Below are 17577 nucleotides of genomic sequence, written 5' to 3' on the forward strand. Positions count from 1 at the left end.
ACATATGTTTCATGATTTATTAGAAATAAAACCAGAGGTAATGGAAGCAATTAATAATCGAAGTCCCATTGTGGTGCTCGAATCGACTATAATCTCTCATGGTATGCCTTATCCTGCTAATTTAGCGACTGCTATTGAAGTTGAGACAATTATTCGTAATCAAGGAGCCATTCCTGCGACCATAGCCCTTTATCACGGCAAAATTCATATTGGCTTGACTAAAAAGACCATGGAGCATTTGGCTGAGGATAAAGCGGTAATAAAAGCTTCACGCAGAGATATCGCTTACGTTTTAAGCCGCAAAATGACAGCAAGTACCACAGTCGCGGCGACTATGTTCTGTGCTCATTTGGCAAATCTGCCCTTATTTGTCACTGGTGGGATTGGAGGGGTTCATCAAGAAGTAGGAAATAGCTTTGATATTTCCGCTGATCTTATCGAGCTTGCCACTACCCCAGTCACTGTCGTTTGCTCAGGAGCCAAATCCATTCTCGATTTACCCAAAACTCTTGAGGTTCTTGAAACCCATGGCGTACCCGTCATAGGGTTCGCTACCAACGAATTTCCAGCCTTCTATAGCCGTTCCAGTGGTATCCCGGTGATTCATCGTTTAAACAGCGCTAAAGAGGTTGCCAAGCTGATGGTTTATCAACGGATGTTAAACATGAATAATGGCATCATCATCGCGAATCCGATTCCCGTTGCAGCTGAAATTTCAGACGATGAAATTATGCCCTTCATTCATCAGGCACATGAAGAAGCAAAAGACATCAATGGCCAGGCACTTACTCCCTTTTTATTAAGAAGAATTGGGGAGTTAACAGCAGGCAGAAGTTTGGAAGCCAATATTGAATTGATAAAAAGTAATGCATTATTGGGTGCACAGATAGCAATTGCCTATCAAAATAAACTATTTTCAAAAAAAATGTAAACAAACTCTTGACTCAAAATCCATCTCGGAGTCTAATAGCAACCCTCGGGGCCAGATAGCTCAGTCGGTAGAGCAGAGGATTGAAAATCCTCGTGTCGGTGGTTCGATTCCGCCTCTGGCCACCATGATAATCAATGGATTACATGGTGGTTACCAAGATTACCCGAAATCTCAAACCCTTTCTCAATCACCCACTAAATCGCACTCTTTTATTTTGAATTTGATTCTTTGTGATGTTGTTAAAAACTTTATTTATTATTGCATTAATATTTTCTAGCATTAAAACCATCTAAGATAATGCCATGATTCTAATTTATTGTTGGGCTTCGCGTTGCTCAGCACCAACCTACAATACGCATTAGCCCCTTTTACGCTGTTTGAACACAAGTATAAAGCTTTAGATACCTCGGACAAGCCGAGGCACGGAGGTGATGGGAGCATCAGCCCCTAATATCTGAGCAGTAATATAGGGTCCGCCTACAGAAAAATTACTTTGAGTATGTTGTGCACTTGCAGTGGATAATGATCCTGAATCAATAGCAATTACATTATTGTTTGTTTCATTACTGGATAAAGCATCTACATACATAGCGCCCATATAACCAAGCTCCAAAGTTAATTCAGAAGCTTGCTTAATCATATAGGTATAGCTTAAGCCTATTTTTGCATCGAGGGCTGGCACTAATTGACTGACACGTGGATTAGAAAGCCCCTCATGATTTACATTTATTCCAGCCAAAATCAGCTCAATGGATGTGCCTGTAAATTTATATTGAGCGGGCTACATTCTGCCATAAAGAACAGAGCCTGCTAATTGTCCCACCAAATGAATCCCATGAGAAAACTCATAGTTATTATTAATTCCTAATCTTGGCCCTACTCCATTATAAGTGGACGTATTATTAAAATTAAATATAGGTAGTGCAGGCAGTCCATGAAAAGTAGAATTTATCTGCTCTTTTAGAAACACAGAACTTAGGCCAGTAAAAAATCGCGTTTGAAGGTTAGATCCAAAATTGATAAATTTCCCCAGATCCAAATTTACTGAATCATAATTAAAATGCAGAGTTACATTTCCCACTTTTAATAAAGAAATTCCAGTAATTTGTCCGGTATTTGTTGGCGGAGTACCCGTTTGTTAAAAAGGAGACACCCACTGTGAGGAAGGATCTACAAAAACTTCATCGTGATCAGTAGTATCCAAATGAAACCAATTTAATTGAACATCCGTTCCGGGATTTAATAGAATATAACGTGCTCCGAGGTTAAAACCAGGACTAAAATCTGGTTTAATAACATTAACACTCCAGTTAGGTGAAGGGATCGGAAGTACTGTAGTTGTTACAGACCACCCCAGATTATTAGCTAACGGTTAGAGATATGAAGCACCCACATTCAATTCAAATCCCGGTCTCAGATCGGGAATAAACACTCTAAACAGGTGATCATCCTTCATTGGTGCAGCAAAACTTGATGTAACCAGCAGTGCCAAGGTGGTTTCCATAAGGAGTTTATTTGTTTTTTTCATATAACAGCATCCCTTCATAAAGCTATATAAATACATACCAGTTGAAATAATAAGGGCTTTTAATTAATAGTGATGTTTGATGCCCAAGAATTACTTATGAGGCCCTCATTTTCAGCGACAATCATAAACATATTCAGTTGCGTTGACAATTCCTCTCTAAGAACCGTCCCACGGTAGATTCTTACTCACATTGAGCTAATGAATACAAATACAGCTTTTCATGAAAAATATCCCGGCCTCTTTTACTTCATATCTTTGTTTTGCCTTGGGGAAACATCTCTTCATACTGGCAAAGCTTTATTAAATGCCTGGGAATTTTATCTAGTGCCAATACTTGAGAAGCAGCCTGCAGCTCAAGAGCAGCCTCGGGCATTATTTTACTTTCTGCAGTTTTAGGGTCTTCCACTATGGTGTAACCGCCAGCTTGTTTAATCAATAATAAACCCTCTGCCCCATCAGAACTGCTGCCCGTAAGTAACAATCCAATAACTTTTGCTCGGAAACTATCTGCAGCTGATTCAAACAAGACATCAATAGAGGGTCTGGCAAAATGAACCAATTCATCCAGGGATAACGAAAAATAATTCTTATCCACGATTAAATGATAATCAGCAGGAGCCAAGTAAACATATCCTTTCTGGAGCATCATTTTATCCTCAACTTCCAGAACTTTTAATACGCAATTTTTTTGGAAAAAACCACTTAAAGTATCTACATTTTTCGCTCGATGCAAAACAATAGCAATTGGCACAGGAAAATCACGAGGTAATTCCTTTAAAATTGCAGTTATGGCTTTGGAACCACCTATAGATGCCCCAATGACCAAGAGTTGGTATGACATATTATCTTACCTTTTTATAAATCTTTTCCTTCTCATCAACGGTAATATAACAATCTTCATAAGGAGTAAATAACATGGACTCTTTTTCTCCTAATGCAAGAAAACAAAAGGGAGCTAAACTCCGGTACAACAATTTATGGGTATGTTGCTGTAAACTCTGATTGAAATAAATCATCACATTGCGGCAGAGAATAAGATTAAATTCGTTAAATACTGAATCTGTTACAAGATTGTGCTGAGCAAAATGGATGTTTTTCCTTATCGCCTTATGAATCACCGCACTCTCACCATCTGAAGTATAATACTCAGCAAAAGCTCTTTTACCACCTGATTGCATATAGTTTCTAGCGTATTGCTTCATTGATGGCATAGAAAATATACCCTGCTTTGCCATTTCAATTACTCTTAAATTCATATCAGTAGCATAGATGAAGCTTCGCTGATCAAGTCCTTCTTCCACCAGTAATATTGCCATCGAATAAGCTTCCTCACCTGTCGAACAACCGGCGATCCAGATACGGACAAAAGGATAAGTATGTAATAAAGGAATCACTTTATTTCTTAACGCCCGAAAAAAATCGGGGTCACGAAACATAGAAGTCACTAATACTGATAGAGTCAATAATAGATCATTGAAATTTTCCTCGTTATAAAAAATTCGATCATGTAAATTATTAATAGTTGGAATATTATTAATAATCATATAATGTCGTAAACGTCTTTTTAATGAAGCAGAAGCATAATTTCTGAAGTCATATCCATATTCATTATAAATGTCCTCTAGCAACGAGTTCACTTGAATATCATCTACAGGCATGAGTTGAGAACTATTCATACGGATCCTTTATTGGTAGAGCAATACCCTAAACATAGACACTAGGCGCTCAATATCTACGGGCTTGGCTATATATTCAAATGCACCTGCTTCAAGACACTTTTCACGATCACCTTTCATCGCTTTGGCAGTTACAGCAATTATGGGTAATTTTTTAAATTTTGGATTTTTGCGAATTTCCCTCATCGCCTCATAACCATCCATCTCCGGCATCATGATATCCATTAGGACAATATCTACATCTGGATTTGCCTTTAAAATCTCAATGGCTACTTTTCCATTTTCTGCAGTCAGAACATTCATTTGGTACACTTCTAATACACCAGCCAGCGCAAAAATATTACGGTAGTCATCATCAACAATTAATACTTTTTTTCCTGCAAGTAACTCCTCTCCACTATGAAGTTTTTCAATAACCTTTCTTTTTTCTTTTGACAATTTCTTATGAACCCGGTGTAAGAACAGCGTGGTCTCATCAAGTAATCTCTCTCGTGAGGCAACATTTTTAACAATAATTGATTGAGCTACTTTACGTAATTGCATCTCTTCTTTTCGCGTTAATTCTTTACCCGTATAAATAATAATGGGTATATTTTTATACATAGGAGTACTGCCAATCTCTTCCAGTAATTCAAAACCGTTTTTATCTGGTAATCCTAAATCCATTACCATACAGTCGAATGTAGTTTTTGCTAAACGCTCCCATGCATCTTTTACCGTACCTACCACCGTTATTTCAACATCGTCACCTTTTAATAATTCCACAATGCTCTGTTGCATTATTTCCTCATCCTCGACTACTAATAATTGCTTTACTTCTTTGGTTGAAAAATTTTTGATTGTTTCAAACATCTCTTGCAATTTTTCCTCAGTAACTGGCTTAACAAGGAATGTTTTTGCTCCGTGCCTAAAACCACGAAATGACTCCTCATCAGCAGAAATAAGATGTATAGGGATATGGCGCGTTGAGGGGGTTTCTTTTAAGGTATCCAAGACTCGCCAACCATCCATATCCGGTAAATGAAGATCCAGGGTAATCGCATCAGGAAGATAATGATTTGCCAACTCGATACCGTCTGCCCCTAAAGTGGTTACGATACCCTTAAAACCTTGCTCATGAGTTTTTTCCAGCAATAAATTTGCAAATGCCAAATCATCCTCAATAATAAGAACAACTCGATCTTTAGTTAAAATCTCTGTTTGATCATCAGCTATCATCGTAGATATTTCACGAACAGGTGTCTCTTTATTTTCATGCCCCAGGGTGATACCTTCACTTTTATTAAGATCCTCTTCTTCTGCTTTTGCTATTTTTTCTAAAAATCGTCCTCCTTGCTGATTTTTTTGTGCGTCCTCATCAAATGTCTTCCTCTTCAAATTGCTCTCATCATCCTGAGGTAGATATAAGGTAAAATTGCATCCTTTTCCTTCTTCACTAATTAAACAAATTTCTCCTCCTAATAACTTGGCAATCTCACGACTGATTGATAATCCAAGCCCTGTACCACCATATCTACGACTGGTGCTGCCATCAGCCTGTTGAAACGCTTCAAATATAATTTTTTGTTTCTCTTTGGCTACACCGATGCCTGTATCCATGACGGAAAAAGCAATCACGCGTTTCGCTCTGTTCAAGTTCAAATGTTCAATACTCCAATTCGCTTTAGCAGTACTTATATCTACTTTGACAGTTCCCTGCGCGGTAAATTTAAATGCATTTGACAGTAAATTTTTAAGGATTTGGAGCAATTTTTTGACATCTGTAAAAATAGTTTTGGGAAGATCCGGGGCTAATTCAATAGTGTATGTTAGACCTTTCTCTTCAGCTACGTGACAGAACATCTTATACAAATTATCATAAATTTCTTTGGGTGATATTTCTGTAATATCAATTTCTACAGTGCCAGATTCAATTTTGGATAAATCGAGAATATCATTGATTAGATTTAATAAATCCACACCAGATGAATAGATGGTATTCGCGTATTCCACTTCACTTTTGGTTAAATTATGAGTGCGATTCTCGGACAACTGTTTCGATAAGAGCAACAAACTATTAAGTGGCGTCCTTAACTCATGCGACATGTTGGCCAAAAACTCAGACTTGTATTTTGAAGTCAATGCTAACTGCTCTGCTTTTTCTTCCAAAGATTTACGAGAACGCTCTACCTCTCTATTTTTATTCTCTACTTCATTATTTTGTTCTACCAGTAATTTAGCTTTTTCTTCCAACTCTTCATTAGTTTGTTGTAACTCTTCTTGCTGACTTTGTAATTCCTGTGCCATTGATTGAGACTGTTTAAGCAGTTCTTCTGTTCGAGAATTAGCCTCAATGGTATTCAATACAATACCAATACTTTCCGTTAATTGATCAAGTAACGCTTGTTGCGCTATAGAAAAGCGATCAAATGAAGCCAATTCAATCACGGCTTTCACTTGTCCCTCAAATAATACAGGTAAAAGGATAATATTTAGTGGGGCTGATTCACCCAAACCAGAGGTAATGTAAACATAGTCATCAGGGACATTATTTAGTAAAATCCTTTCTTTTTCAAAGGCACATTGTCCGACTAATCCTTCACCAATCGCAAACTCATTGGATAAGTTTTTTCGTTGCTTGAACGCATAAGAAGCCAGCATCCTTAGTTTGGCTGTAGATCCCGTATTATCCATGATATAAAACAATGCGTGTTGCGAATTAACCACCGGCGCTAATTCAGATAAAATCTGTTTTGCTACCAACATCAGATCTTTTTGCCCTTGTAACATTCGAGTAAATTTGGCGAGATTGGTCTTCAACCAGTCTTGTTCGGTATTTTTCAACGTCGTATCTTTTAAGTTATTAATCATCTCATTGATGATGTCTTTGAGAACGGCCACCTCACCTAGTGCTTCGACGCGAATTGTTCGGGTTAAATCCCCCTTGGTAACAGCTTGTGCAACCTCGGATATAGCTCGCACCTGGGTCGTCAAATTTGCAGCCAACTGGTTTACGTTCTCGGTTAAGTCTTTCCAGATACCTGATGCCCCAGGAACATTAGCCTGGCCGCCCAGTTTACCTTCTACTCCTACTTCACGAGCTACAGTGGTTACTTGCTCTGCAAAAGTCGACAGGGTATTAATCATACTGTTGATGGTATCGGTCAGTTCAGCGATTTCTCCTTTGGCCTGAACCACTAGTTGTTTCTCCAGATCTCCTTTAGCCACCGCTGTCACTACCATGGCAATACCCCGTACTTGATCGGTTAAATTGGTTGCCATAAGATTTACACTGTCCGTTAAGTCTTTCCAGGTACCGGATACCCCTTTCACGGCCGCCTGGCCTCCCAGTTTTCCTTCCGTACCCACCTCACGTGCCACCCGAGTTACTTCTGAAGCAAAAGAATTCAATTGATCCACCATGGTGTTAATCGTGTTCTTTAATTCAAAGATTTCTCCTTTAACATCAACGGTGATTTTTTTCGATAAATCACCATTCGCCACCGCGGTGGTCACTCCAGCAATATTACGCACTTGATTGGTCAGATTGCTGGCCATTAAATTAACGTTTTCGGTTAAATCCTTCCAGGTTCCAGCCATCCCTTGTACGTAGGCCTGGCCGCCAAGCTTACCTTCAGTACCTACTTCACGAGCAACCCGCGTTACCTCTGACGCAAAGGTACGCAACTGTTCCACCATGGTGTTTATCGTGTCTTTCAACTGCAAAAACTCTCCACGCACGTCCACAGTGATTTTCTTAGAAAGATCACCTGTAGCAACCGCTGTCGTTACTTCAGCAATATTTCGTACCTGGTCTGTTAAATTATTTGCCATCATATTAACGTTTTGGGTTAAATCCTTCCATGTCCCCCCTAAACCGGTCACTTCTGCCTGGCCACCGAGTTTTCCTTCCGTACCGACCTCGCGTGCCACCCGGGTTACTTCAGAGGCAAAAGAATTCAATTGATCCACCATGATGTTGATGGTGTTTTTTAACTCAAGAATTTCCCCTTTCACATCCACGGTAATCTTCTTGGACAAATCCCCGTTGGCCACCGCTGTAGTTACTCCAGCAATATTACGCACTTGAGCGGTAAGATTGCTGGCCATTAGATTCACGTTTTCAGTCAAATCCTTCCAGGTTCCGCCTATTCCAGTGACTTCTGCCTGGCCTCCTAGTTTTCCTTCCGTACCGACCTCACGTGCCACCCGGGTTACTTCTGAAGCAAAAGAATTCAATTGATCCACCATGATGTTGATGGTGTTTTTCAATTCAAGAATTTCCCCTTTCACATCAACTGTAATCTTCTTGGACAAATCGCCATTGGCCACCGCTGTAGTCACATCAGCGATGTTGCGCACTTGGGCGGTAAGATTGCTGGCCATCAAATTCACATTTTCAGTTAAATCCTTCCAGGTCCCCCCCACGCCAGTGACTTCTGCCTGGCCTCCCAGTTTTCCTTCCGTACCGACCTCGCGTGCCACCCGGGTTACTTCTGAAGCAAAAGAATTCAATTGATCCACCATGATGTTGATGGTGTTTTTTAATTCAAGAATTTCCCCTTTCACATCCACGGTAATCTTCTTGGACAAATCCCCATTGGCCACCGCTGTAGTCACATCAGCGATGTTACGCACTTGAGCGGTAAGATTGCTGGCCATCAAATTCACGTTCTCAGTTAAATCTTTCCAGGTCCCCCCAACGCCCTCCACCTCAGCTTGACCGCCCAGTTTTCCCTCCGTACCCACCTCGCGCGCTACACGCGTTACTTCAGAGGCAAAAGAGTTTAGTTGTACCATCATCGTGTTAATGGTGTTTTTTAACTCAAATATTTCTCCCTTCACATCCACGGTAATCTTTTTAGACAAATCGCCATTCGCAACAGCCGTAGTAACCTCGGCAATATTGCGCACCTGCGCAGTTAAATTGCTGGCCATTTGGTTTACATTATCGGTCAAATCTTTCCAGGTACCCGATACACCTTTCACCGTAGCCTGACCACCAAGTTTCCCTTCGGTACCCACTTCACGGGCAACACGAGTTACCTCTGAAGCGAAGGAGCTTAATTGATCCACCATCGTGTTAATCGTATTCTTTAATTCAAGGATCTCACCTTTAACATCCACGGTAATTTTTTTTGAGAGGTCACCGCTAGCAACTGCTTTAGTCACCTCAGCGATGTTTCGTACTTGTAGAGTCAGATTGTTTGCCATCAAATTAACATTTTGAGTTAGGTCTTTCCAAGTACCGGAAACACCCGTTACTTTTGCCTGACCTCCCAATTTACCTTCAGTACCCACTTCACGGGCAACGCGGGTTACTTCTGAAGAGAAAGCATTTAATTGAGTCACCATAGAATTAACAATTTCTACGGTAGTTAAAAACGCTCCTTTTAAAGGCTTGCCATCAACTGTTATTGGCATTTTTTTACTCAGATCTCCTGAGGCTACCGCTCCAACAACTCTTCCCATCTCTGACATAGGCTGAATTAAATCGCCGATGAGATTATTGATTGAGTCCACATTAATGCGCCATGCCCCATATCCCTGCAAAAAACTGACTCGCTTTTCAATTCGTCCTTCTTTCCCAACTTCTTTGCTTATTTGTGCAAACTCTTTACTTTGTCCATCCGCGGTTTCAATAATAATATTGAATGCATCAGCAATTTTTCCGGGGAGGCCTAGCCAATCCGTTGGCAATCGAACATTAAAATCCCCTTTCTTAAAAGACAATAGGGCATTTAATAATGCTTTTGTCTCCGCAGGGCCCAAAGAATCTAACTTCAAATTAGATTGGGATGGCATTATTAGCACTCCTTTTTTACTCTTCTTAAATCCCTAATGTCCAATTAATCATTTATTTTTTATAATTTTTTTCCCATACTAAATTTAATACCTTGCATAACCCATTGATAACTTTTGACTAACTTATCTCTTATCAATTAATTTTCTTTAATTATAGAATATAATTTATGACACTAGCTTTAAACTGAGGATGAATTTTGACCATACTAATCTTCAGCTTTAAATTGCTAGACTGGAATCAGAAAATAAAAGGAGTTTTCCATGAGTCCGCCTCTACCCAAAGGTTTAGAGCCTTTCATTAAAGAACTTAAAACATATAATATTTTGCAGCATGATGACCATACTAACATTATGAGAGTGTCAGGGCTCTTGTCCCAATGGGTAATGCATCAGGACTGGCTGGAAGAAAAATATTACTCGGTAGATTCCAGTGTAGGTTTTAGCTCTTGGCTTCTCCATGAAGAAAAAGATCATTCTTTAGCGATTAATTTAGTGGCTTGGGAACCTGGACGCGAAATCACACCGCACGATCATAAAACCTGGGGTGTCGTTGGATGCGTTGTTGGTATTGAAAAAAATTATCAGTGGATCAGAGTAGACGATGGCTCAAAACCAGGGTACGCCGACATAGAAAGACAAAAAAAGGCTATTATCCGACCGGCAGGAGGCATTATCACTTTTTTACCTGATGACATACACAGCGTGGTTAATGAATCAGAAAAAATAGCCATTTCCTTACACGTTTATGGAAAAAATTTAAATTATACAGGACGTTACCAATATGATCCGGTGAACAAAACGATGAGGCCTTTTCTGGTTAATTTTAATTAAACAAATAATTTGGATATAAGGGATCAATTGCTCCAGAACTAGATAAAACCACCCGCGCTGTGAAATTAGTGCATATCAAACTTCAACTTCATTTCTTTAGTGCTTAATGAGTGAAGAGGCTCAGCCTGCCTGAAAATTTTTACCAATCCCCAGATCAACAATAACTGAGCGAGGTAATAACTTAACATAATAAAAATCCGGACATTTATCTGGGGATAGACAAATAAATTAAAACCAAGAGTAAGATCAGATACCATGAAACTTAAAGCCCCCGCACTAATAATTAATCCTTGCTGGTTCACTTGAAAAGCGCTAAAAACCATTAACAGTAAAATACAAAAATAAATTATTACGGGAATCAACAAAGATCCAAGTGCGGGAATTAAAATTCCCGCACAAACAATCATCAATAAGAGAACCGGTAAATAATAAACAAAATGGGAAAATCGATACTCAAATACTTTTAAAAATAAAGTAATATAAAAACAATGAGCCAGCAAAAAGCATCCTATTCCCAGCTCCAGCGTCAATGAAACAGGTAATGTCAAAACTACATCCCCTAAAAGTGAAAAACTCAGAGCAAAAACTATTAATGTTTTCGCTCGGGGCAAGATATTCATGTGTAACGTCCCGATGATCAAACAAATGATCGGGATGGGCTTTAATAAAGTAGTTAAGGGATAAGTAATAAACGACAAAAGCCCAAGATAGATCATCGCGGTGAACAGAAATGCTAACAAGGCATGTTTGGGCAAAGTACAAGTCATAAATAGTCCTTTATCATGTGCAAAGCAGTTCCTTTCCAGAATCACTTAAAGAGTGGTGTTAAAATACGATACTTCATTGATAAATAAGAGAATAACATTTTATTTATCCTTCTCTCTATCACATTTTATTCATAAAATACATATTTTTTCTTCTTATTCCGTGCAAATTAAAATTATCGTCTATAGTTTAAAGTAATTAAAAAAATAACAACGGATATTTTAATTCCGGGTGGGGGGAAACATGTTAATGCGCGGGCTAGGTGTAGCTTCATTGTTGTTTTTTATACTCAATACTCAATGCTTTGCCGAAGAGCGGGAAATTGCGATTACCATTGATGATTTACCCTTTGTTGGCTCCGGGAGCAGCACCCCTGCTAGTTTGAAAAGAACTCAAGAGCGATTTATGGCTCTGGTAAATGCTCTTGTCGAAAATGAAGTTCCCGCCACTGGATTTGCTATTGGCGGTGCGGTTGCCAAAAATGAATGGGATTTAATGGAAACATTTCGCAATCAAGGTTTTACAATAGGAAATCATACTTATACTCACCGTAGCCTAAATGCGATTAGTGCAGAAAAATACATAGCGGATATAGAACGAGCTGATGTTAAATTAGCGCATGTAATGACTGAGCCTAAATATTTTCGTTATCCCTATCTTGCCGAAGGTAAGGGGGAGAAAAAACAAAAAGTTCTTGATTACCTTGCCGCTCATCAATATACGATTGCTCCAGTTACTATTGACAGCAAGGATTATGAATTCAATGCCCGCTTTTATAGAATTCCCTACCGTCAAAGAGCTCAAAGCATCAAACAATTTAAAAAACGTTATCTTGCTTATATCTGGCAACAAACGCTGAAAGCAGAAAAAAGAGCAAAAGGTCAACCCGTGAAACAAATTTTATTAATTCATGCAAATTTGTTAAACAGCCTGTGTTTGAGAGATATAATTGAAATGTATAAAAGTAACGGTTACAAATTTATAAGTTTGGCCGATGCGTTAAAAGGAAATACCGCGCAAACGCTCAATGACTCTGCTTCAGCTATTCCAGCAATACCTGTTTCATTAGAAAAACCAGCATCTTCATCTTAGAGGCTGTTGATTACTATTTTTTCAACGTCCCGCGGCTTGTCCGCGAGATGTAGGTGGGGACACAATTTGATTGATGCAACAACACCGACTCGATCTCAGGATCCAGGGATACTCCCTCGACCACCAGATACTTCTGGCGCAAGACGGCCAGAGGCCAACTTTAAAATGAATGGTCAATAGCCCTTATATCGAATTATACTTAGAAAAATAATTACGATATTTTTTCCAATCGCGATAAAGCATGGCGAGGTAAAAGCAACCAATAATGCCCTTCATTTTTCATATGCCCGGCAATTAAAGTAGCTTTATCGCCCCCACCCCAGAATACATCACCTCTAACCTTACCACGAATGGCGCCCCCGGTATCTTGGGCTACCATCAACCGCTGCATCGGTTTACTCGTATCAGGATTCTTACTGTCTGGGCGTGAGGTACTTAACCAAAGAGGTGCCCCCATAGGTATCCATTCTCGATCAATAGCAAGAGAGTACCCTGGCGTCAGTGCTACCCCTTGAGAACCTAGTGCCGCTTCTAACGACAGTAACCGGAAAAAAACAAAGGACTTATTCTGATTAATCACTTTATCCATTTCTTTTGGATGTGCTTTAAAATACTTCTTAATCCCCTGCATGGAAGCATTATGCTTGGTCATAACTCCTTTTTTGATTAAAACCCCTGCGATGGGAGTATAAGGAGCACCATTTTGTGCATCATAGCCTACGTAGATTCTTTTACCATCTTCAAGCTCTATTATTCCGGAACCTTGGATTTCTAAAAATAATCGATCTACCGGGCTATTAATCCATACCAGCACACGAGCGGTATCCTTAATAGCTCCTTGATTAATTTGTTCGCGGGTATAAAAAGGAAGAATTTTATTTCCAACTATTCGACCGACAAGCTTGCGATTTTTTAAATCAGGGATAAATAAGCCTAAATCAACATTGACTAAATTGCTGGGTGTTTCATAAATAGGAACGCTAAATTGAGCTGATTTAGTATAGCTGCCTTTAATCAGAGGCAGATAATACCCGGTAAATAACCCTTTTACTGGTTTATTATCGTAAAACTCTACGGGAGCAAACCATTTCTGAAAAAAAAGTTTTGCCGACTTTTCAATAACCGGATTAATTTTTAAAGCCGCGCGACAGGCTGGTTGCCAATCTTTAACTTGCAAATTTATTTGATCCGTACCGACCACTTGTTCTGGATCTTGCTTAATAAATGCACGACATGAGGTTTGGAACGTGAGTAACGACTTCTTGAATTCGCCTGTTTCCCAACCCGGAAGCTGATTAAAGCTAACCTGACGAAAAGCAGGTTTGGGGGACCAAAACCACCATGCCGAGATACCCAAAGCAATTAAAGCCAGGAGCGTTGTAAGAGATATAATTTTCAATTTCATAGCGGTCAATTTTTACACGTAATGGGTTTAATTGCAACTAAAGCCTGTTTGTTTTATGCTTTATCCATCGTTAAAAATGGTAAAATATAATTAATTTTCAATGCATTCATGACAATAAATTCCATTTAAAAAAAATTTGAATTCTGCACTTAGCATACCTCATCTTTCTTAAATATATGAGAAAATTATGTAATTATATTTAATTAGACTTTGGTCCTTTTTGAAAATTGACGATGAGTTGTCGTATTTTCGAACGTAGTGAAGCAATACAGAATAGAATTTCAATTTTAACGAATTCTGGATCGCTTTGCTAACACAGGCAAAGACGGTTATTAACCAACTTAAAGTCCAGTTTATGAAAATAGGTTTAATGAGTTATACCGACCGCCCAAATCATGATGCGAAAGATAAAAATAAAATTTTACTTTTATTGAATGCGTAAAGCTAAATGATTCAAGGCATTAATATAGGCAAATAAATTTCTCAGGTCATTATCATCAACTTTAGAATAGCTTGAATGCTGCTCGATTCCATCTAAAAACACTTGCAATTGATGATTTAAGGCTTCTCCACCTGCTTTATCGTGATGTTCAAATAGTACAACTAATTGTTGTTCATAAAGTGGCAAGTTTAAATTGAAAAGTTCTGCGGTAGCATGCGCTTTCTCTCTATCAATAGTTACTAATATGTGGCTTATGGTTGCCTGAATGAAGACTAAAGACTCAAATCTGTGGGTGAGCTCCGTTAACCTATTCTGTTTGTTAGGACTTAAATGTTCATCAGCCAGAGCTTCCATGATCCCTCGTGAGACCCAGAATAAATTAGCTAAATCGTGTAATGAGAGTGTTCCTTCTGATACCGTGAGGATCTGCTGCAGGTTAAAAGTCATATAGTTATATAATTTATTAAGATAACGATTCAATATGGTCCATACATCCGAACGCCATAGAATATTGGCGACTATAAAACTCGCCACTATGCCAATAATAATCCCAGCAAGACGTTGTAAAGGAGGATCCAACAGAACCGGAGGCCCTCCTTCCTGAGCAAGAGAAATAATTAAAGCAATGTTCGCCTGTAGGCCTATATAAGCATACTTGGGATACTTAAACATGAAATAAGAAAATCCCCACACGAAGAAAAAAAGGATCATAATCAACTCAAACAGATTCATTTCTAAAATGAATAACGAAAATAAAGCGACTCCCCCGCCAAGAAAACATCCTATGAATCGATAAATGCTGATGTTAGTCATGTCATAAAGATTCTTGCGTATGGAAATAATCAGACTACTTATAATGCCGTTCAATCCCCCTGGCCAGTTACTGACCAACCAAAAACTTAAGGCAAGAATGACAGAAACTCCTGCCTTGATACTGTGTTTGATCAGATCGTAATCAGAGCGCAGTCGTTGTTGTCTGTTAATGAATTGAAACTTGGGCTTATTAACAGGAGAACCGACTAATAAGGCATGCATTGAGGAAAAACATTGACTGATTTGTTGTAAAAAATGGATAAAGGAATAAACGAAATCGCTTTTGACCAGATAGCCCCGCTTTTCTTGGCTAAAATGCTTTTCTAAAGTAGCTATTGCTTCTGTGGTTTGTAAAACCATGGTTATTGAGGATTGACCGGTGAAAGCAGATTGCAACAAAGCCAAATCATGTTGAATAGCAGCAAATACTGGCTCAATAGGCATAGATTGTATTGAGCTTAGATCTTCGGGGGTTGGAGAAGAAAGGTTTAAGTACTGCAACTGGCGGGATAAATTATAAAAAGCATCCAAAAAGGCTCTTAATTCATCAGTTTTTTCCTTTGTCACGCCTATCTCATGATTCATTGCCCCTATTAGTTCTACTGCTTTACGAATTTTCTTTTTTATTTTTAAATTACTTTGAGTCACTGTATTAAAATCCATTTTTCCCTGCAGCAAACTCCCTGATAGTTGCTTAAATTCAGCGGAAAAATCATCAAAAATATCATGAACCTGTACATTGATATTGTCTTTTAAGTGATTAGGAAAAATTACATAAGCACTAAGCGCTGAAACTAATACCCCTATACCAATCTCAACAGGGCGCCAAATAGCGACAAAAAAGGCATTTTGAGGATTTATGGCTAATTGGGAAATAATAATGAAAGCACATAAGGCCCCCAATAAATAAGCATAACCGTAGGCACTAAGATTATAATAATAGACCGCGATAACGATGATTAAAAAACACGAAAATAAATAAAGTAAAAAACTATTAACGACTAAACCAGCAACAAAATAACCGATAAAGGCACCAGCAATGGTTCCAATAATGCGCATCGTTGCTTTATCGATAATGCTGCCGGTATATAAATTAGCAACAACAACCACACTCATTCCTGACCAGTAAGGTGTTTCAAGATGAAATGCAAATGAGATTAAAACGGCAATCAAAGCAGCGAAGGCTGTTCTTAAGGCTGCTCTATTTTCCACGCTTTGAGGCCAGAAGAACAGCACCAGGTCACCTGTAAGTAATCGTTGTAGCACTGGCACCAATGCGCATTGGATATTGATCCGTTAAATCATCAATATAAATACGAACTGGAAAACGCTGGGCTATTCTAATCCAATCCTCAGTAGCCTCCATGTAAAGTAATGTTGAAGAGGCCACATTGCCAGTTTGCACTCTGTTAATGCCCCAACCGATGCTATTCACATGTCCGTGAAAAACTTTACCCGGGTACATATCAATCATAATTTTCGCTTTATCTCCCGGTTTAATTAGTCGAATCGCAGTTTCTCTATAACGGGTAACCACCCACCATTGTTTCGTCTCAATCAGAGCGAATAATCCCTGTCCAGTCTGAATGTACTGACCTATGCGTAAATTGAAATTAGTAATATAACCGTCTTCTGGGGCAACAAGAACCGTATGATTCAACAGATAGTTGGCTTGATCCAATTCAGCTTGAGCCGCTAAAATTTCGTTATCATCCAGATTAATTTGCGCTATTTTTAATTGTTGCTCCGCTTCAATAATTGCGGCTTCCTCTTCTTTAATTTTATCAGCCAAATTGATGAGGGTAATCTTTGGCATATCTCCTTTCAATTGCAATTTACTGAAACGATTATAATGATCCTGGCTCAAACTTAACTTGATTTGATTTTGTTTTAATTGTTGCTCCGCCTTGATTATGGCGAGTTTTTCATTCTCATAATTCAATTTAGCAATATTTAATTTGGCTTTAGCCTGTTGGACTGCGTAAATATAAGGAAGAGGATCTATTTCGATCAGTTTATCTCCTTTTTTAACCTGTTGATTTTCTTTTATATACAGATTGGTCACTGGTCCAGAAACTAAAGGGGTTATATTCACTATGTTAGCTGAGACGTATGCGTCATTTGATCGGGTATCATAATAGGCAAAATAGCGATAAGTACCATAAGCTACTAGCAACAAAACAAGAACGCTTATTTGTGGCCAGTATTTAAATTCGAACCCCCTGAATAACCCCATCCACGAAGACCTTTTTATTAATTATTTCATAACAATACAACCTAGTAAGACCTTACTCAAGAGATCACTTACCT

11 protein-coding genes, 1 tRNA gene and 1 pseudogene are annotated in these 17577 nt (G+C 38.8%); 4 read left to right on the forward strand and 9 right to left on the reverse strand.

The window, feature by feature from the left end:
- Positions 1-4 precede the first annotated feature (4 nt).
- On the forward strand, positions 5-931 hold the full coding sequence (locus tag LOX96_RS01230; protein WP_250421345.1) for a pseudouridine-5'-phosphate glycosidase: 927 nt from the start codon (positions 5-7) through the stop codon (positions 929-931).
- A 49-nt stretch (positions 932-980) separates the two neighbouring features.
- Positions 981-1056, forward strand: a tRNA-Phe gene (locus LOX96_RS01235).
- A gap of 272 nt (positions 1057-1328) precedes the next feature.
- Here the strand turns inward: LOX96_RS01235 and LOX96_RS01240 are convergent.
- The 5 genes and pseudogenes from LOX96_RS01240 to LOX96_RS01260 all read right to left on the reverse strand — a co-directional run bounded on the left by LOX96_RS01240 (position 1329) and on the right by LOX96_RS01260 (position 9919).
- Positions 1329-2288: pseudogene (locus LOX96_RS01240) on the reverse strand (Lpg1974 family pore-forming outer membrane protein).
- Positions 2289-2303: 15 nt separating this feature from the next.
- Positions 2304-2459 carry a hypothetical protein gene (locus LOX96_RS01245; RefSeq protein ID WP_250421344.1) on the reverse strand — a complete coding sequence of 52 codons (156 nt, stop codon included), beginning with the start codon at positions 2457-2459 and terminating at the stop codon, positions 2304-2306.
- Positions 2460-2706: 247 nt separating this feature from the next.
- Positions 2707-3300, reverse strand: coding sequence for a chemotaxis protein CheB (locus tag LOX96_RS01250; protein WP_250421343.1), 594 nt, complete (start codon positions 3298-3300; stop codon positions 2707-2709).
- 1 nt (position 3301) lies between these two features.
- Positions 3302-4135 (reverse strand): CheR family methyltransferase, encoded by an 834-nt coding sequence (locus LOX96_RS01255; protein ID WP_250421342.1) that lies wholly within the window; start codon positions 4133-4135, stop codon positions 3302-3304.
- 9 nt (positions 4136-4144) lie between these two features.
- Positions 4145-9919 (reverse strand): HAMP domain-containing protein, encoded by a 5775-nt coding sequence (locus LOX96_RS01260; RefSeq protein WP_250421341.1) that lies wholly within the window; start codon positions 9917-9919, stop codon positions 4145-4147.
- 261 nt (positions 9920-10180) lie between these two features.
- Here LOX96_RS01260 and LOX96_RS01265 point away from each other — a divergent pair, with 261 nt between their 5' ends.
- Complete coding sequence (locus LOX96_RS01265) at positions 10181-10750, forward strand: cysteine dioxygenase family protein (RefSeq protein WP_250421340.1); 570 nt, start codon at positions 10181-10183, stop codon at positions 10748-10750.
- Between the two features lie 65 nt (positions 10751-10815).
- Here LOX96_RS01265 and LOX96_RS01270 read toward each other — a convergent pair whose 3' ends face one another.
- The gene (locus tag LOX96_RS01270; RefSeq protein WP_250421339.1) at positions 10816-11517 is read right to left on the reverse strand and encodes a lysoplasmalogenase; all 702 of its coding nucleotides are present in this window, start codon (positions 11515-11517) and stop codon (positions 10816-10818) included.
- Positions 11518-11758: 241 nt separating this feature from the next.
- Here LOX96_RS01270 and LOX96_RS01275 point away from each other — a divergent pair, with 241 nt between their 5' ends.
- Positions 11759-12607: a polysaccharide deacetylase family protein gene (locus tag LOX96_RS01275; RefSeq protein ID WP_250421337.1), complete on the forward strand. Its 849-nt coding sequence runs from the start codon at positions 11759-11761 to the stop codon at positions 12605-12607.
- A gap of 211 nt (positions 12608-12818) precedes the next feature.
- Here LOX96_RS01275 and mltA read toward each other — a convergent pair whose 3' ends face one another.
- The 3 genes from mltA to LOX96_RS01290 all read right to left on the reverse strand — a co-directional run bounded on the left by mltA (position 12819) and on the right by LOX96_RS01290 (position 17503).
- The gene (mltA, locus tag LOX96_RS01280; RefSeq protein WP_250421336.1) at positions 12819-14012 is read right to left on the reverse strand and encodes a murein transglycosylase A; all 1194 of its coding nucleotides are present in this window, start codon (positions 14010-14012) and stop codon (positions 12819-12821) included.
- Between the two features lie 427 nt (positions 14013-14439).
- Positions 14440-16533, reverse strand: a complete 2094-nt coding sequence (locus tag LOX96_RS01285; RefSeq protein ID WP_250421335.1) for an FUSC family protein — start codon at positions 16531-16533, stop codon at positions 14440-14442.
- The gene (locus LOX96_RS01290) at positions 16508-17503 is read right to left on the reverse strand and encodes an HlyD family secretion protein (RefSeq protein ID WP_250421334.1); all 996 of its coding nucleotides are present in this window, start codon (positions 17501-17503) and stop codon (positions 16508-16510) included. The genes LOX96_RS01285 and LOX96_RS01290 overlap by 26 nt, the downstream gene beginning before the upstream one ends.
- Between the last annotated feature and the right edge of the window lie 74 nt (positions 17504-17577).

Source organism: Legionella maioricensis, from assembly GCF_023618015.1.
Lineage (GTDB): Bacteria > Pseudomonadota > Gammaproteobacteria > Legionellales > Legionellaceae > Legionella > Legionella maioricensis.